The 18,712-nt window shown below is 49.9% G+C and carries 9 protein-coding genes; all 9 read right to left on the bottom strand.

Annotated features, from left to right (window positions below):
- Nucleotides 1–51 precede the first annotated feature (51 nt).
- The 9 genes from RAC89_RS19875 to fsa all read right to left on the bottom strand — a co-directional run bounded on the left by RAC89_RS19875 (nt 52) and on the right by fsa (nt 18,706).
- Entirely contained in the window at nt 52–2,112 is a 2,061-nt protein-coding gene (locus RAC89_RS19875; protein WP_306615434.1) for an S-layer homology domain-containing protein, read from the bottom strand.
- Between the two features lie 53 nt (nt 2,113–2,165).
- On the bottom strand, nt 2,166–4,757 hold the full coding sequence (locus RAC89_RS19870; RefSeq protein WP_306615433.1) for an Ig-like domain-containing protein: 2,592 nt from the start codon (nt 4,755–4,757) through the stop codon (nt 2,166–2,168).
- A 25-nt stretch (nt 4,758–4,782) separates the two neighbouring features.
- Nucleotides 4,783–9,522, bottom strand: coding sequence for a pectinesterase family protein (locus tag RAC89_RS19865; RefSeq protein ID WP_306615432.1), 4,740 nt, complete (start codon nt 9,520–9,522; stop codon nt 4,783–4,785).
- 333 nt (nt 9,523–9,855) lie between these two features.
- Entirely contained in the window at nt 9,856–11,373 is a 1,518-nt protein-coding gene (locus RAC89_RS19860; RefSeq protein WP_306615431.1) for an extracellular solute-binding protein, read from the bottom strand.
- 121 nt (nt 11,374–11,494) lie between these two features.
- Nucleotides 11,495–12,367, bottom strand: coding sequence for a carbohydrate ABC transporter permease (locus RAC89_RS19855; RefSeq protein ID WP_306615430.1), 873 nt, complete (start codon nt 12,365–12,367; stop codon nt 11,495–11,497).
- 33 nt (nt 12,368–12,400) lie between these two features.
- Entirely contained in the window at nt 12,401–13,366 is a 966-nt protein-coding gene (locus RAC89_RS19850) for an ABC transporter permease (RefSeq protein WP_306615429.1), read from the bottom strand.
- Between the two features lie 546 nt (nt 13,367–13,912).
- On the bottom strand, nt 13,913–15,406 hold the full coding sequence (locus tag RAC89_RS19845; protein ID WP_306615428.1) for an extracellular solute-binding protein: 1,494 nt from the start codon (nt 15,404–15,406) through the stop codon (nt 13,913–13,915).
- Nucleotides 15,403–17,727, bottom strand: coding sequence for an AraC family transcriptional regulator (locus RAC89_RS19840; protein ID WP_306615427.1), 2,325 nt, complete (start codon nt 17,725–17,727; stop codon nt 15,403–15,405). The genes RAC89_RS19845 and RAC89_RS19840 overlap by 4 nt, the downstream gene beginning before the upstream one ends.
- 313 nt (nt 17,728–18,040) lie before the next feature.
- Entirely contained in the window at nt 18,041–18,706 is a 666-nt protein-coding gene (fsa, locus tag RAC89_RS19835) for a fructose-6-phosphate aldolase (protein ID WP_306615426.1), read from the bottom strand.
- Between the last annotated feature and the right edge of the window lie 6 nt (nt 18,707–18,712).

The following is an 18,712-nucleotide window of genomic DNA, read 5'->3' as shown; positions in this document are numbered from 1 at the left end:
AAAACTCCGGATCCGTTTCAACCGGCTCCGGAGTCTTTTTAGCTGTACTTTTTATTGCTTTTTAAAGATTCTGTACAGGATGGCAGCCGTTTCAGCTCTGGTGGCATTGTCTTGCGGGTGGAGAAGGTTCCCATCTCCGGTCACGATGCCTTCCTTCACCATAGTGCGGATGTCTTCAACCGCATAGGAAGCAACACTCGATTGATCACTGAACTTCTGAATCACTTCAGCGCTGCCCTGATTTGTACTCATCCCGGCAATTTTTAACGCTCTTGCGCTGAGAACCATCAAATCCTGACGAGAGATATATTCCATGGGATGGAAGACATTCGCGCCGGTTCCATTTGCGATCCCGAGTTGTTTGGCAATGCCCAACGCCTCATAGTAGTAATCGGATGGGCTGACATCACTGAAGTTGTCACTGAAGTCCGCTGATATTCCCAATGTCTTCACCAGGAGCAGCAGGAAGTCCGCCCTTGTTATCTTCTCCGCGGGATTGAACGCAGTTGCAGAAACCCCGTTGATGATTCCTTTAGAAGCCAGCACTTCAATCGGAACTTGTGCCCATGGATATATACCCGCATCGTCGAAGGTCTTAAAGTCATAGGAAATAGCATATTGACTGAAATGGGTCGTAGTAAAGGTTACCGTTCCCGCTGCGGCATTGTATTTGGCATTCGGAACCTTGACGGCTTTCCCGGCGCCATCGATATACCAAATCACAATATGCTCGTTATTCTTTATTTCCTCGGGTTTGGGTGTGTACTTGACAGACACCTTAACGGCTGCATCCTTATTTGCCCAGCTTATGAGCTTACCGTCCACTTTCAGATTCAATTCTATTATCGGCCTGTCACCTATCGCATCTCTCAATTTCGGGTCTGCTATAAAGGATTTATCAACCGCTTCAATCGGAACGGAAATGATCGTACCGGCTGCAGCCGAAGAAGCTTTGACCATGTTGCCGGGTAATTCCACGCTTCCTATAGGGGTATTTACTTTGATAATCTGCTTTTTGTCTCCCTGTACCAGCACGCTTGCCGGCAAAGTCGGCTCGTACGCTTTGGCACCGTCTACTTTGTCCAGGTTGATTGTGACTGTTCTGATACCCTTAATGTCAGTCGCTGCATTGGCAAAGGCGGAATCGATTACCGCTGCCGCGATTTCCGCTTTCGCTGTAGTTGTGGAACGATCGAGCTTAGGTGTCACGGTAATCGATGCTTGGTTAGCACCTCCGTTGCTGCCGCCGCCGCTGGCGCCGCCGCCGTTGTCGCCGCCACCGTTGTCGCCGCCGCCGTTGTTACCGCCACCGTTGTTACCGCCGCCGTTGTCCCCGCCGCCGTTGTTCCCGCCGCCGTTGTTACCGCCGCCGTTGTCGCCGCCGCCGTTGTCGCCGCCGCCGTTGTTCCCGCCGCCGTTGTCGCCGCCGCCGTTGTTCCCGCCGCCGTTGTTACCGCCGCCGTTGTTACCGCCGCCGTTGTTACCGCCGCCGTTGTCGCCGCCGCCGTTGTCGCCGCCGCCAGTGTTGCTTTCACCGACCTGCAAGCTCAATCTCACCGTTTCGCTGCTGCCGTTCACTTTACCGATAGCGGTAAACTGACCGGATACGTCCGTTGATGGAACATGTGTCCACTGTACGCCGACCTCTCTATTGGCTCCGTCATCAAAAATGGCAATGACGGAGCTTGGCAATACTACCGATGCGCCCTTTGCAACAGCAATGGCCTTCAGCGGTCGGAATCCGACGATGCTCTCTTCTTTCACGATACTGAAGTCCTGAAGATTGACCTTATTGCTGCTTGCGGAACCAACAAATCCGGTATAATCCCCTTTGGGCAATAAGGTAATAAACGTAGCCGCTCCGCCCGCAAGGCTCGCTTGATCCGCAAATACAAGCGAGTTCGTCTGCTTTTGCAGGATGACTATGGTTACCGGATCATTGGATGCCGCCGTATCCGTTACTTTAAATTCGGCTCTATTATTTTCAATCGTTTGCTGAACGGTTAGAGCTGAAGCGGCGAATCCTTTTATAGTGCTTGCATTGACCATCATTGCCGAAAATAGCAGCACCGCTATGAAAGCTCGAAAATACTTTAAATTCATCTTACTCATATGCTCGCCCCTAACTTAGATTCCGCACCGGTCTCCTAGTTACCCCAGTCCGACTAATGAACCGTAATTTCATTTGAAATTTTCATTCCATCTGTCATTTTGTTGATCACGAAAGCTTTGATCTTGAGTCCCTCCAAATGCATCGGAGTGCTGAAGCCCGCTTTCACCGTTTTGGTTTGTCCCGCGCTAAACGGCGATTCTACATAGGAAGTACCCAGTACGTTATCGTTCGCGTCACAAAGCTGAATGGCAATGACAGCAGTTTGATTCGCGCTGGAATTTTTATTTACCGTAACTGCGGCTACCGCATTCAATCCAGGCGTAAGACCGACGACAGGTTTGCCCCAAATATCGGTGATCTTTACATCGCTTACAGTAAAGGAATTCGTAAGCCGAATAGCTGAGAACTTCGCCGTATTGTAATACACATTGGCAATGGACGGCTGCGTCGCATCGACCGCAAAACCGATATAGGCTTCCTTCCCCATGGCAAAGGCCTTCCTCGCAAGCTCCTTCCAGGCAAACCCGTCCGTGGAGGTGTACGCAATTACCGTGTTGTCGACCCGCTCGATTTTCAGCCAGATAGGTAAGTTGTGATCCGTTAAAGCCGGCAGATAGTCCTGAGGATAGGCGGCACCATCCAATGTTTTTACCGCTTCACCCTTATTCATTCTCGTTGAAAAATAAGTCGCATAGTAGGTATCGTCTTTGTCGCCGTTCATATTCTCATCCCTGTCCGCCTTGACGATGGAGGAACTGATGAATGCCTCGGCCGCATCGGGCTCCAGACTTTCCCGGATCATGAGACCGGAAATCGCATTGTTATCCAAGAGTGCGATCGAATCAAGTCGGGCCGTTAATGCTGCATTGCCGCTGATAGGCTGATAGACGAAGTGGAAGCTGTCCTTTGTTCCTGTAATCTTCCCGGATCCCTTAACGGTCAAAACACCGGAGGCATCCAAGCTTCCGCTTCCTTGTACGGGAGTGTTCCCAATGTCCGCTGAATTCCAGGGAGCCGTAACCTCAGGACCATTCACATGGATTGGCATAGAGGTGCTCTGCGTCGCATTTCCTTTGTTATCGTAAGCTCTTGCTGAGATATAATAGGTACCTTCTTCAGCTTGCTCCAAAATATAGCTATACGGAGCTTCCAAGTCTTCACCGAGCTTAGCGTCATTCTTATAAAATTCTACCTTTGCAATTCCATCGGCATCGGAGGCATCTACATCCACTTGTATGGGGCCGCCTGCACCATATAAAGCGTTATAGGTTGGGGTTGTCACCTTCACGACCGGATTCTCCGGTGCATAAGACCAATCCACCAAGCTGTTCAAATAAATTTCCAAATTGCTGTAGCCGCTGGCCGTGATGGCTTTGCCGTCAGAAGCATCGTTCTTGTTCAAGCCATGCGACTCCTCCCATGCATCGGGCATTCCGTCATGATCCGTATCATCTGGAATGGCTCCTGTTCCCAATTCGGGGTAACCGCCGACCTCATATTCCCGATTGATGATTCTTCCTGTTCCATCGATCACATCCTGAATGATTCGGGCATCGGCCGCATCCCGCTTGGGCAGGACCGCGCCTACTTGACGTATCACATGGTTATAGGCTGCCTGAGGATCCTCCACATTCAACAAATTGTACCCATTGTCTTGAAAGGGAGTATTGGAAATCACTGTGGATGCACTTTGGTCTTGAATCCCCTTTCGATTGTCAGCACTTGCCTCGGGATTGCCAAACATGAAATTACCGTTGATATAAAATTCCCCGTCGCCAGGGTTTATGATTCTCCCTTTTACGGAACTATCGGTGGAAGGACCCGGTTTGTAGTAGTTATTGACTACATTGGATTTAAGCCCGATCGTTCCTCCATACGTGTTATTAAAGCCCCAGTTATAGATCACATTATTAGCCATGGTTACAGTGCCTGGGGTCGTACCGTTTCCGAGCCTTGGCATCCGGCTCGTATGGTTAACAAACATATTGTGATGGAAGCTTGTCGCATTTCCTCCCCAGATACCGCCGTATCCATGTTTTCCCTTAATGTGACCGGATACCGTCAGGCTCTCGCTGATCAAGCTCCACTGAACCGTCATATTGTTGTTCTCGTAGAAGGATAGTGTTTCGTCCGTAGACCAGCTTGCTGATACGTGGTCAATCATCAAGTAATTGGAGCCTCTGCCGCCAAGGGAATCCGGTTCACTATGAATATTCGCCGAGCCGGGTCTAAAACGCAGGTAGCGAATGATGATGTTATTCGCATTGCTTACATCCGTGTTGTATCCGGCCACTGCGATCCCGTCCCCCGGGGCGGTTTGCCCCGCGACGGTAATATTTTTTCTGCCCGAAAAGCTTAATGAGCTTGATAAGTGAACGGTTCCCGAAACACGAAACACAACCATTCGGTTATCGCTGCTTATGGCATCTCTTAACGACCCCGGACCGGAGTCATTCAAATTGGTAACTTCATATACATCATAGCCGCGGCCGCCGCTGGCATACATGCCTCCGCCTTCGGCACCGGGAAATGCCGGGATGGTAGAAGGGGCTCCTGCACTCTCGGCTTTGACCGTTACATCAGGAGCCAGTGATGAAAAGCCCACTAGAGCGCACATCACGGCAAATACAAATTTCTTTCTCATGGTAAGCTATCCTCCTAGTTTGGTCCTACTTCAACACGGTCACATCAGATACAGGATTCATATCCATGAAGCTGTCCCATATGAAAGCTTTTACTGTGTAGCCGCTCACATCATCCGGCAGCTTTATCCGTGCAGCGAACTGTTCTGTTTCCCCGTTCGATAAAGTCTTGGCCGCATACACAAATTTCATCAGGTTGTTATGCTCGTCGTATAGGCCAAGAACCATGACAGCATCCTTCGTAGAAGCAATGTAATTTTCAACCTGAGCCTTGACAACAATGTCCTTGCCTGCCGCCAATTCGGTAACTGCTTGACCGTTCGCATCATAGAAGGCAAGGTTTGCCGCTTTATAGGTATAAGTTACATGATACTTCTTCGTGGTTTCATTCCCGTAAGTATCCACCGCTTTGATTTCGATGTCATTCACACCCGGCACCAGAATCAAAGTGACGTTGAAGGCTCCGTTCTTGCTAAGGGATAAGCTTGTTTTCTCTCCATCGAGTTTTACAGGGACGCCGTTATTACTGATGGTTAAGACGCTTTGTTTGTCTACGGCTCCGCTAAGAGGCAGCACAGCGCTGAATACCTGACCTGCCGGCTCAGCGGAGGTCATGGTGATGACCGGCGGCACTAATGCGGAGGCGGTAGGAACAGTGCTTACCACTTGGGACGGAATACTTTCCCCGCTTGCATTGCTTGCAGTTACGACAAAATAGTACGTCTTTTCATTTTCCAGACCGCTGATCTGGGCCTGATATACAGAACCGGTAACCGTTTGTACCTCCGTAAATGGACCTTGCGCACTTGTGCTCTGTTTTACCGTATAGGACGTCGCTGTAGCAAGAGGGTTCCAAGTAACGAGCGCACTCTTATCATATGGCTTTACTGCAACGCTTTTGGGTGCGATCGGCTTCCCCTCATTCGAATCAAAAGCGACTGTGCCGTCAGCCATGACAATGGTTACATCTTCAAAAGTCCCCGTAACGGACCTGGTTGTATTCGCTGAGGTCGCCATCAAACCTACGTAAAGCTCTTTTGGATTTCCGCTGGCATCCAGACCTAATCTTGTGGCAGTAGCACTGATGATTTTCAACGTATCGGATGCTACCGGATTCTCAGGAATGGGTGCAGAACTAACAATCGCTGTGATCTTATCCCCAACCTTGGTTAGCTTCAAATAGGCTGTACCTTGAAGAATAATGGTTTCATTGGAGCCGTTTGATTGTCCGCTGTATCTATACATTTTTCTTGCGTTCGATGTACTATTGAATTGCCCGAAGAGCGAATAGTGGTAGCTGTTGGCATCCAAGCTCTCCCTTACGGTTAACCCCAAATTGCCGTAAGACGCAGATCCGGAGCCTACCAAATTAGCTTTTGCACTGATGGAATAATCCCCCTTGAGCTTAACAGCCTTCAAGTAGAACTGGTCCAATCCGGTTGCGTTTTTATCAATCCCTTTTCCTGACCCTGTTAGAGTGAATACATTTGTATCATCATCAAAGCTTGATGAACCGGCTAGGGTCGGACTACCGATATCGGCGCCAATGAAGTCCTCCGGCTTGATTTTCCCATTGGAGCCCGGTGTTGCTCCCGGCGTAACGCTGACCATGTTCGAATTGGCGCTTTCACCGTAGCTATTGGACGCGGTTACAACAAAATCATATGCCGTTCCATTGATCAAGCCTGAGTAAGTGTAAGAAGTTACCGTCGGACTGTTCAACGTATATACCATGCTGTACACTGTACTTCCCGTCGGCTTGCCCTTTACCGTGAAGTATGTTGCGCCCGTTACGGTGCTCCACGTAATGTTAGCTGTGCCGTTACCGGCGGTTGCCGCGATCGTCGGTGCCGCAGGGACACCTGCAGAAACAGCCGTTGTGGTCGCTTGAACCACCGCACTCGCCGCCGTATTGCCCGCTGTGCTCGTAGCCGTTACATGAAAGCTGTAAGCCGTAGACGGAGCAAGTCCCCCAACTGCGTATTTCGTTTCCGTTGTAGTGGCGATCTTCTGACCATTCTGATGGACGGCATAAATCACTGAGCCAAGCGTACTGGCGGAAGGCTGCCAGCTAAGGTCGATCTGGGTTGAGGATTTTGAGTCAGCTTGCACATTAGGTGCCGTCACGCTTCCAGGTGTGAAATACTTCGGCGTCCAGTCACTGCCCAAATAATAAGTGACATCCGTAACAGCGGCCTCGCCTGTGAGCACCTTTCCCCTTCTTGCCGAGGTGTCCGCCGGAACCCCGTTATAGGTGGTGTTATATTCGTAAAAGCCGGCATTTTCAGGGGTAGAGCTGCTCATGGACGCCCACCCTTCAGGTGTAATAAGAGAGCTGTCCTGAAGCTTCGAGTCCAAAAATTTCACCTTTGCCTCTTGTCCCCAAGGTCTTCCGAAATGGCCGGAGGTCTGCATTTTGCTGCTCGTCGCCGTTATGATGGAATCTCGGAACAAATATCCGAAGGCGGTTCCCGCAGAAGGCTTGGCAGCGGTAATGTAACCCCCCGAGGCTTGATCGCTGTACCCTGCGAAATTCAAGATGCAATTATCGAATACGACATTCCCATCGCCGAAAATATAATCCGTATTTCCTTCGATAAAGCAATCCTTAAAGTATTGATTGGTTGCCGAGTTTCCGGTATACAGCGTATCCTGATTGGAAAGAAATTTGCTTTTGTAAAATTCAACATTATCGGCCTCGATTCCGATCGCCGCAGCTCTTTCGGTAGCTGCCCTCGAAGTCACGTCAAGGCCCATCTTTCTTACGGTAAGATTGGTCGGTGTGCTGATTTTGGTAACCTCGACTCCGTCATCGAGCTCTTCCTGGGTCACGTACTTATTAAACGAATTTTCAAAGGTAATGCTTTCCGCGCGAAACCCTTTCGCTTCTTTCGCCAGAAAAACGGTAGCTCCCCACTTGAAATTTCCGGGAAAACCTTTGGCATATTTGTCAAAAGCTCGATCCTCGTTGTAGGTACCGTCGGGCCCGGCACTGTAGTAATCATATCCGACGCCGTAGTACCACGTGATTTTTACCTCCTGGTTCGGATCTGTGTTGACAAAGCTGATATAGGGAGTTTTCACGATCAGTTGTTCCCGATAAATACCCGGGGCAATATGGATCGTAATTCTTTGCGCTTCACTGGTCGGGTTCATCCGGGCTGCAGCTGCGAGCGCTTCCTTTACTGTCGCAAAGTTATTCGCCTTGGAGCTGTCTCCTACATACAAATCGGAAACTCTTGGAAGTGCGGTAGGAGGTGTGGTCGTCGAGAATTTGACATCCTTCGTTACGCTGCTTCCATTCACCACAACATGCCCGATCGTTGAATAGGTAGGGTCTGAGGAAACCGCCGTGATGGCGTAGGCACCGTCTCTGAGAGTGACCGTGTATCCCCCATCCACCCCGTTCCCAGAGCCGGTAACGATACCGGTATAGCCATAGCCGTCACTCACATTTGTAAATTTGATGCTGGAAACGGTTACGGTTGACGGCAGCCCTACAAACGTCCCCGATGCCGTATAGACCGCCTTTTTGGCTACTGTGATATTTTGTGTTATGTTCACAGTTGTATTGACGCTGCCTCCGCTTATGAGTTCATAATCGTTGACACCGGAAAGCGTTACGGAGTATGCTACCCCTGCCCGGACATCCGCGGTATACGTCATATCGGTTTTATTGACTGCAGCCTCAACGACCGGAGCAAGGCTTCCTTCCGGCGGGTTTAACGTGAGTTTGAAGTTATTCAAGCTGTACCCGCTATCGAACCCGATCATGTTTCCGCTTACATTGGCCATAGCGGTTTGAGCAACATCCAAGGTTTTATTTCCGATTCCATTCGCAATATCCGACGCCGAGGCGGTCAATGTCTTCGAAGTGTCGGAAATCGAGTATTCGGAGCTGACGCCTTGCAGAACGGCAGTGTAGGAATAACCCGCATGAAGAATTGCATCATAAGTACCGTCCGGGTTTAGCGTTGCCTTGAGGACATCTCCGGTTGAATTGTTCTGAAATACAAGCGAATGGCCTGAAAGCGCATACCCGTTCATATTCAAATTACCGCTTACTTTCACGCCGGGCGTTCTGGTAATTCTAGCGACATTCGGTTTAACACTTCCTGTAGACTCTGTAAAATAGATTTTTAAGGTCCCGGACTCTTGAGCCAAATACGTAACCTTTTTTCCGTCCTGATCCACTGTATCCGTATTTTTTCTAGTAGTTACGTTTGCCGCGTTGGTCAAATCAAAATTTACTTTGGTGGTGCCGGTACCATTCGTGACGAATCCATAAAGAGTAATGGTGTCCCCGGCAACCACATTGTCAATCCTCATATACTTGGCTGTATCGTCCCCGTTACCGCCGGAGTAGATGGAGCCTTTCGAAACATATCCGTCACTAAAGGTTTTGCTAGTGGGGTTGCCGTAGGATAACGCACCGTTCGCATTTCCGTCATAATAGTAAAGTCTGTTATGAGTTCCCGATGTGAACAGGGTTAATTCGCCGAAAGGAGCGTTGGCTTTAAACACTCCTTTCGCAGGCGACCCGCCCGCTGAAACATAGTCGGTAAAACCATTCAGCAAGCTGACTGTAATGTGATTTACGTAGGCTTCCCCCGCTTCCGGCACTCCGCCGAAATCCCACACGTCGAAGCCTCTGGTATTGGTCGTGCTGCCGGCCAGTACATGGACGCTGCCCGTGCCAAAAAGCGTTGTCATCAGCATGATAAGCACAAGGAGTCTGCTTATGTTGCGTTGGTATCGATTGTACATTCGATTCTCTCCTATAATCATTTGGTGAAACACAAGTACCTCTTTCCGATTGCTGTAACTGCAAACTGCCAGATCGAAGCTTTCGTTCCACCCCCTTTCCTCGACTGCAGCGTATTCGCCTGCCGTTCCGTTTTCATTATGGCGCCGAAAACTATTGCAATCTATACGTCGCAGATAACCTGTTACGTTAAAACCGCTGTTGAAATGTAACCGCTTAAAAAAGTTTCCTGCCGCATATCGCTTGTTTCCCTCAGGCATATGACATGACATATAGAAGAAAACCGTCTTACCTAGCCATTGCTTGCTAAGACGGTTCTCTTGTTCCTAACGCTGTTATTTCTTCGCTTTTAAATAAGCCGCTTTGTATTCCTCCATCATTTTGTCTCCACCGGCTTTTTTCCATTTGTCGATTTCCGCTTTCCAGCCGGCTTCATCCAATTTGCCCATGATGAACTTCGTTTCCGCATCCGTGATCATTTGCTCCAGCTCTTTGCCGCGTTCTGTAAACATGGCCGAATCTAAGGTGAGAGCCGGATTGCTTACTACATACTTATCATTATCGCTGACCGTCTTTTTGTTCTTCTGGAACAGCTCGGTTTCTTTCATCGGCTTATCCATATTATAGTTGTCGCCGCGTTGAAGCATGGTATCGCGGTAAGGCTTCACTTCCTTGGCGTCCGCGTCCTTATCGAGCGGAAGGGTGAATTCGCCTTCCACCTTGTAATGCTTGCCTTCGATACCCTTGTTAAGAAGGTAGACCATCTCTTTATCCAGCAGCTTATCAAGGAACGTCAGGATCTTCTTCATTTCCGCTTCGGTCTTTACCGTCGATTTCGGAATAGCCAGGATTCCTGCATTACCGCTCTCAGCCGGTACGCGAATGCCTGCTTTCCCTTCCAGTGGAGCTACGTCCATCTGGGCGGTAGGCACCACCTTCACCAGGTTGGTCAGCATGCTCTGAGCGTTACCGCCCGAGATACGCAGGGCCACGCGGCCGGATTCATACGCTTTATCATTCGTCGTAGCATCCACAACGGCAAAATCCTGATTGATCAGCTTCTCATCATAAAGCCGCTTGAACAGCTTCAAGGTGCTGAAGAACTCATCGGTCATGAATTCGGGGGTGAAATTGCCCTGGGCATCGACCTTCCATTTATTCGGACCGCCCTGAGCAACACTGAGTCGAGTCAAGGTTGAGGCCGTACCCTGGTTATAGTTCTTGTCCAGCAGGTAGCCGTACGTGTCATTCTTGCCGTTCTTATCCGGATCGCTCTCCGCTACATACTTCATAACATTGTACCAATCGTCAAGCGTTTTCGGCACTTTCAGACCCGCCGCATCCAGCCAATCCTTGCGATAATGGACTACTGCACGGCCCAAGTCGCGGTAGATCGGAACGCCGTACAGCTTGCCTTCCACCAGAATGTTGTCATAGAACGTTTGGGGCTGAGCGGCCAGGTTTTTATAATTTTTGAGATGAGAGCCGATTTCCCAGAACTGGTCTGATTTCATTGCATTGATGATAGTAGGAACATAGTTAACCTTCATGAGCTTCGGAAGCTCGCCGGAAGCCATCATGATGTTAATCTTCTCGTCATAGGCAGAGGTCGGAATCCATTGGTATTCCAGATTGGTGTTCGTGTATTTGGCGATGCCCTGTTCCATTGGGTTGCCTTTAGGCGGGATTTCCCCTACCTGATTGACGACGATCGACAGATCAAGCGGCTTCGTATCCTCAACCGGCGACGGAGTGCTTCCGCTGCCTGCCTTGTCGCCGCCGGAGCTGCAGGCGGACAGCACGGTCGTTGCCAGCAGGACGCCACCCATGATTACTGCTGCTTTTTTCTTCATTTTTTGTACCCCTCCAGGAATGTTAAAGTTTCTATGTGATCTCCACACGAGCAAGAGCCTGTTCAAGCATCTGATCATGCGGGAGGTTCATAGCCTTACGGCAAAGGCTGCAAGCAACCGCTTACCCTTTCACGGACCCCAGCATGACTCCCTTGGCAAAGTGCTTCTGAAGAAACGGGTAAACGAGCAGGATCGGGACGGTTGCGAATACGATGACCGCCATCCGGATGGTGAGCGGCTGAATATCCGCGCTGTCGATCGTGTTGTCCCCAATGCTGCTTGAGGCCAGGATGACAATTTCTCTGAGCAGCACTTGAATCGGCCATTTGGTGTTGTCGCTAATATAAAGAATAGCGTTGAAAAACTGATTCCAGTGGCCCACGGCATAGAACAGCCCGAAGGTCGCCATGGCCGGCAGCGATAACGGGAGCACGATCCGGAACAGTACACCCACATCGTTACAACCGTCGATCCGGGCCGAATCCTCGAGACCGTCCGGAATTTGCTGGAAGAAATTTTTCAGAACAATCAGGTTGAAGGCGCTGATCGCACTTGGAATCATAAGAGACCAGAGCGTATTCGTCAGATGAAGCGCCTTAACAACAAAATAAGTCGGAATCAGCCCGCCGCCGAACAGCATCGTAAACAATACGCCAAGGAGAATCGTCTGGCGTCCTCTCAGGTGAGACTTCGCCAGCGGGTAGGCCATTAGCGAGGTGAAGAGCAAGTTAATGAGCGTTCCGAGCACCGTGATATAAATGGAAACCATCATACTTCGGAACAGCGTATCCGTAGAAAAAATGTACTTATAAGACGCAAGAGACCATTCCTTCGGCCACAGGATCAAGCCGCCTCTGGCTACCTCGGCGGGACTTGTGAAGGATACGGCCAACACGTACACGAAGGGTAACACGCAAATGAGCGCAGTAAGCAGCAGCAAAGTATAATTCATGATGTCGAAAATACGATTGCCTATTGTTTTATCTTGAATCATCTCGGAGCCTCCATCCTTAGAACGATATAGGCATTAATAAATGCCCTCTTCCCCAAACTTTTTTGCCAGCCAGTTCGAACCCAGCACCAGAATAAGACCAATCACCGATTTGAAGAGACCGACCGCAGCACTGTAGCTGTACTGGGCCTGGGTCAAGCCCTTGGTGTAAACATAGGTATCGAACACTTCCCCTACTTCCCGGTTGGTCGGAGTCAGCATCAGGAAGATGTGCTCGAAGCCGGAATCCAAGAAGTTCCCCAAACGCAGTATGAACAAGATAATGATCGTGCTGCGAATCGCAGGAAGCGTGATGTGCCACAGCTGGCGCCAACGTCCGGCACCGTCGATCCGGGCCGCTTCGTATTGCTGTAAGTCCACTCCCGCTAGTGCAGCCAGGAAGATGACCGTTCCCCAGCCTACCTCTTTCCAGATGGATTGGGTGATGATCATGGTCCGGAACCATTCCGCCTCCAGCAGGAAAGCGATTTTCTTGCCTGTCAGCTGATACAGCAGCTCGTTGAGGATCCCGTTCTCCGTCGTAAAGAGGATGTAGAAGATCCCCACGACAACAACCCACGATACAAAGTGAGGGATGTAAACCAAGGTCTGTACGAAGCTTTTGAATTTGGCTTGCCTTACTTCATTCAGCATGAGTGACAGGATAATAGGCAGCGGGAAGAAAAAAAGTAAGTTGTACACCGCCAAAATGATCGTATTGCGGAACAGCATGCCAAACTGAGGCTCCGAGAAAAATCGTTCAAAATGCTTGAAGCCTACCCACGGGCTTTCCAAAAATCCGAGATGCGGCCTATAATCCTGGAATGCCATAGACACCCCGTACATAGGCACATATTTGAAAATAATAAAATAAAGTACTCCCGGCAGCAGCATTAAGTACAGCCACTTGTCCCGGATGAGATCCCTCAGCAGGATCCCGAACCTGCCTTGCTTTGCAAGTGAGGCGGGCTTTCCTGCCGGGGCATACAGATCTTGCTTCATCTCCGTGTTCCTCCTACATTAAGTTCTCTATGGATTCTGCCTCTCATTATCAGGTCATTCTTCGATGTCCGGCTATACCGCTCATATAACCAAGTGCGCTTTGCGGCTTGAAGTACCGCTGTGTAACCCCGGGGCAACCAAGGGATATGCTTGATAGAACAATTTGTGTGTCTAATTCCTACTATATGAAGGGTATGAGCTCTAACCCATCCTCCTCGTGTCTGCAGCACATTTCTGCAAAAGAGCAACTTTTTCCATAATTTTCTACAAGGTTCGAAGGGATTTCTGCTTAAGTACAACATTTCAAGGCCATAGGCCTCGTTTTCCGCCGGTGACCTCTCTTAAAGATGCCGATTCTCATAAATCTCCGTCTGACCCCTACAAGGAACCGTTGATTTCTGCACTTTAGCAGCTTTGCATCTCTTGTCGGACGCACGAAGGCCTTCTCACAGGTGATTCCAAACAGAAAAAAAGCGGAGCAGCAAGTGATCCTTGCTCTCCGCTTTCGTTATGCATCCGGCCCGATCTTCCGTCACCGCCGCGACGTTACTTCCACTGTTTTTGATACGCTTCCTCGTATTCCCGTATCATCCGTTCGCCGCCGGCCTGCTTCCACTTCTCCAGCTCGGCTCTCCAGCCGGCCTCGTCGATTTTGCCCATAATAAACTTGGTCTCCGCATCCGTAATGAGGATATCAAGTTCCTTTCCCCGCTCGGTGAATGTTTCCGAATCCAAAATGAGTGCCGGGTTCGGAACAATATAAGAGGTGTACTCTTTCCCGATTCGCTGATTTTTGCGGAACAGCTCCGGCTGTACGCTCGGTTTGATTGCTGCTTCCTCTTCCCCAAGAGAAGGCAGCATATCCCGGTAAGGCTTCACCTCCCTGAGATCCAAGGTACGATCCAAAACTTCCGTGTACTCCCCCTTATCGGTCCAATGCCGGTTCTCCACTCCTTTGAGAATAACGGTTTGCATGGACGGCTCCATGAGCTTATCGAGAAAATGCAAAATTTTTCTCACCTCGGCCTCCGTCTTTACCGTGTCCTTAGGGATAGCCAGAAATCCCGCATTACCCGGTTCACCGGGAAGCCGGATTCCATTCGGACCGGCCAGCGGGGCAACATCAACTGTAGCGTTCGGAACGATCTTGACCAGCTTGTCCTGCCATGTCTGCACATTCCCTCCGGAAATTTGAATACCGGCTCGGCCCGAATCATAGATTCTGCTCGTTTCGATCGTATCCACTACCGCAAAATCCGAATTGATAAGGTTCTCTTGATAAAGCCGCCGGAACATTTTCATGGTTTCAAGGAAAGGCTCCGTCATAAACTCGGGTGTGAACCGCCCGTTCTCCGCCTTCCACTTGTTCGGGCCGCCCTGGGAAACGGAAATCCGGGTCAGAATAGAGCTGACATCCTGGTTGTAACGCTTCTCCAGAACCATTCCGTACGTATCGTTCTTCCCATTTCCATCAGGATCCTCCAGAGTCAAGGCACGAACGACACCATACCAGTCGTCCAGCGTAACCGGCACCTTCAAACCCAAACGTTCGAGCCAATCCTTCCGGTATTGGATGACGGCACGTCCGAGGTTCCGGAAGACGGGAATCCCGTAAATCTTGCCCCCGACGGAAATGTTCTCATAATATCTCTTGTCCACTGCCGACAGATGGGGATAGTCCTTCAGGAAAGGCCCAAGCTCCCAAAACTGCCCAGCCTTCAAGGTGGCGATGTAGGTTGGGGAATACGCCAGCTTGATCAGCTTCGGAAGCTCACCGGAAGCTATCATCAATTTTACCTTTTCGTCATAGGCGGATAGAGGAATCCATTGGATTTGAAGGCTTGTATTCGTATAGGCTTCAATAACCTGCTCCACCGCATTATTCTTGGGAGGAAGCTCACCGGCCAAGCTCGCCCCAATGGACAAATAAAACGGCTCATTGGCAAGCGGCGTCGCTTCCTCACCCCCGACTCCGCCGCATGCCGTAAGGGTGCCGGACACAAGCAGGCCGGTTAACAAAATAGCGGAATACGTCTTCATTCTGTACTCCCCTTCATGATCTTTTCCCGGTGCTGCCCAGGGGTGATCTGATACATCTTCTTATAGCTTCGAATAAAGGAGCTGATATTTTTGTACTGCAGCTTTTCGCCGATTTCAGAAATTTTCAGGTCGGTTGTCTCCAGCATGACCTTGGCCATCTTCATCCGGTAGTCCGATAAGTAGTCGCTGAAGGGAATCCCGATCTCTCTCTTGAAGATACGGCTTAAATAAACCGGATGGTAGTTTAATAGCTGGGAGCAGTATTCCAAGGTAATCTCCTGATCGTAGTGCTCCTGAATCATTTTTACCAATTTATCGGCAATTTTAATGTATTGGGTTTCGGACTTTTCGGACAGCACCTGAATCAACGGAGTAAACAGTTTGGATTCAAACCAGTGAATGATCTCCTCGCGTGTTTGGAGCTGAAGCAGTCCTTCCACCGTTCCTTCATCCTCAAGTACTTTTTTCAGCGAAATGCCTTGATCCTGTACGATTTGGAGTATTCGGGATACTAGCTGCAGCAGAAGCGTTTGATGCTCATATAGATAGCCGTCCTTGTAAAGCAGCGCATCGAAATACTGCTGGAATATCTCGGAGGCGCTGTTCGGCTGCATTTCCCGAAGGGCATACACCAGTCTCTCTTCCAGCACCTTCAGGTGGGAATATTCATAATGCTCCGCGCTTAGATGATTCTCAATGTCCCTGTAATGGACGATGATCTCCGGACCGAGGCTGATTCTAGCTTTTAAGGCGGAGAGACTCTCCCCGTAAGCTTTGACCGTACCCATCAGATGGTCGAACGGGTTACTGATTCCGATGCTCACCTTCAATTGAAGCACCTGCTCGGCATTCCTCTTAATACACTCCGCAGCCTCATACAGAATGCGTCTGACCTGGTCCGGATCCTCTTGTTCTGTGGCTATCAGGGTCACCTGGGATTTGTTGATCGTAATCGGGGTGAACCGGGTCGAAGCCGGCAGCACCTCTTGCGTGATATTGCTGATCGCATACAGCAGCAGTTCCCGATCCTCCTCACCGTAACGCGTTTCCTGCAAGTTATCGATCTGAAGTGCGAGGACACCCAATCTCTTCCAGCCCGTAGGGAATCCGTAGGTCACGGATCTGTACAAGTAATCGCTTTCCGTCAGCTGTCCCGTGAACAGCTTTAATACGAAAAATTCCTTCAAATGGGTCGCTTGGCCCAGCATTTGCTGCTCGACACGGTCCTTGGATGACGCTAAGGATTGCATGCTGATTTTAATGAATTCGAGTTCATCCTTCTTCGGAGCAGCGGATGCTTCCGTCCCGGAAGAACCAAGTCCTCTAGCTACCTCAAGCAGATTTCCGATAGGACGGTACATTCGGCGACTGCCGTATAAGACACCAGCAAGCACCAACAGAAGGATGGTAGCACAGACGAGCACAGTGACCTCGGCGATTTTCCGCGTCTCCTTCTTCAGCTCCCCTATGGAAACAACAGATACGTAGGTCCAGCTATTGTAATTTGAGGAACGGTATAACACCGCTACCTCTTCACCCTTCAGCTTCATATGGATCAGCCCCTGCCGCTGCTCCGGATAGGCATTTAACCGATCGGTAACAGCACGTGTGATCTCCTCATTCGTTTCCGTTTCGGACTCCTTGCTCGAATCCTTCCCCAGAATATCCTCTCCGGACCGGTCGAAGATGTAGCTGTGATTGGAGCTTGCAGGAGAACTGAGCGCCCCGGCAATTTCCGATGCGACAATTCGGATGACAAGCAATCCCTGCGGCTTATCGGTCTGAGGCAGAATGGGGATCTTATGGACCAATGTGACGCTGTCAACCGGCTCCGAGAAATCATCCCCGCTGGAGGGAGACAACCCGGTATACCAGAGAATGCTTCTCGGCTCCTTGGCATAATCTATAAATTCCTGCCGGTTCGCGAACTGCTCCAGCGGCTTCATGACATTGAGGTTTAACGCCCAGCTCCGTTCCAGGTTCACGAGGTACGCCTGGGTTATGATCGCGTCGCTGGATTGCAGATTGTACAATTCCTTCGAAAGCTCCCGGACGGATTCAAAATCGGATGAGGTTAATGAGATATTCATCGATGCTTTCACAAGAGAGGAATTGGCGAATTGGGTCGCCGACTTCTCAATCGACTTCAGCATTTGCTCGACCCGCATCTGGGTTTGGGCTAACCATTGCATATTCGCCTCTTTTACCTTATTCTCTATATCTCCCGAGGCAATCGAATAGGAAACAAAGCCGATCAAGACGGCAGGAAGAATTCCTAATATAAGGCTGTACGACAGCAAACGTAACATATACCTGCTCAATGTAATTCCCTCCTGCATGCTGCACTTCGGGTGGCCGAATATGCATGAGACAACCTTTATCTATGATTATATAGCATGTATGCTTGCAGTTATTTATATATTGTTGCTTGGAATCCCCATTTCTTCAATATTTTTGTTCAAAGCTGAAATTTCATAAATCCAGCTACTAGTATCATCCTACGTCTAACGGGTTTCATGCAATATGCAGCAGATAACTTTTTGCCCCCCACGCCCGCTCCGGCAGGACAAAAAGGCGACCAAGATGAGCTTCGCTCTCTTGATCGCCTCTTAAAGAAACGCTATGGCTTACCGATTACTGCTGAGCCTTCTTCCAATCCGCCGCGAATTTATCCATTCCTTGGTCGGTCAGAGGATGCTTGGAGATTTGTTCGATCACGGCAAAAGGAACCGTTGCAATATGCGCTCCTGCCATTGCGACGCGGGTGACGTGGTCCGGATGACGGACTGACGCAGCGATAATTTGCGAATCCAGGTTATGGATGCGGAACAGTTCAGCTACCTTGGTAACGAGCTGAACGCCATCCTCGGAGATATCATCCAAACGACCGAGGAACGGGGAAACATAGGTTGCGCCTGCACGAGCCGCCAGCAACGCTTGATTTACGGTAAAAATCAACGTGACGTTCGTTTTTACACCCTTCTTGGTCAGGTAGCGGCAAGCCTCCAAGCCTGCCAGCGTCATCGGAAGCTTGATGGTGATGTTCTTATCGTAGTTGTTGATTTTGATCAGCTCATCGGCTTGGGCAATCATTTCCTCTGCTGTCAACGCATCCGGCGTTACCTCGGCGGAAACGGATTCCACCTCAGGCACCTCGCGCAAAATCTCGGCAATGCGGTCTTCAAATTTCACGCCTTCTTTGGCGACCAAAGACGGGTTCGTGGTCACGCCGGACAGGACGCCGACTTTGTAGGCCTTCTTAATGTCTTCCAGATTGGCTGTGTCGATAAACAGTTTCATTGATAA

The sequence above is a fragment of the Paenibacillus sp. GD4 genome, from assembly GCF_030846225.1.
In the GTDB taxonomy this organism is placed as follows: domain Bacteria; phylum Bacillota; class Bacilli; order Paenibacillales; family NBRC-103111; genus Paenibacillus_G; species Paenibacillus_G silviterrae.
Note: the sequence above shows the minus strand (reverse complement) of the source record. Positions and strands in the feature narration are given on the sequence as shown.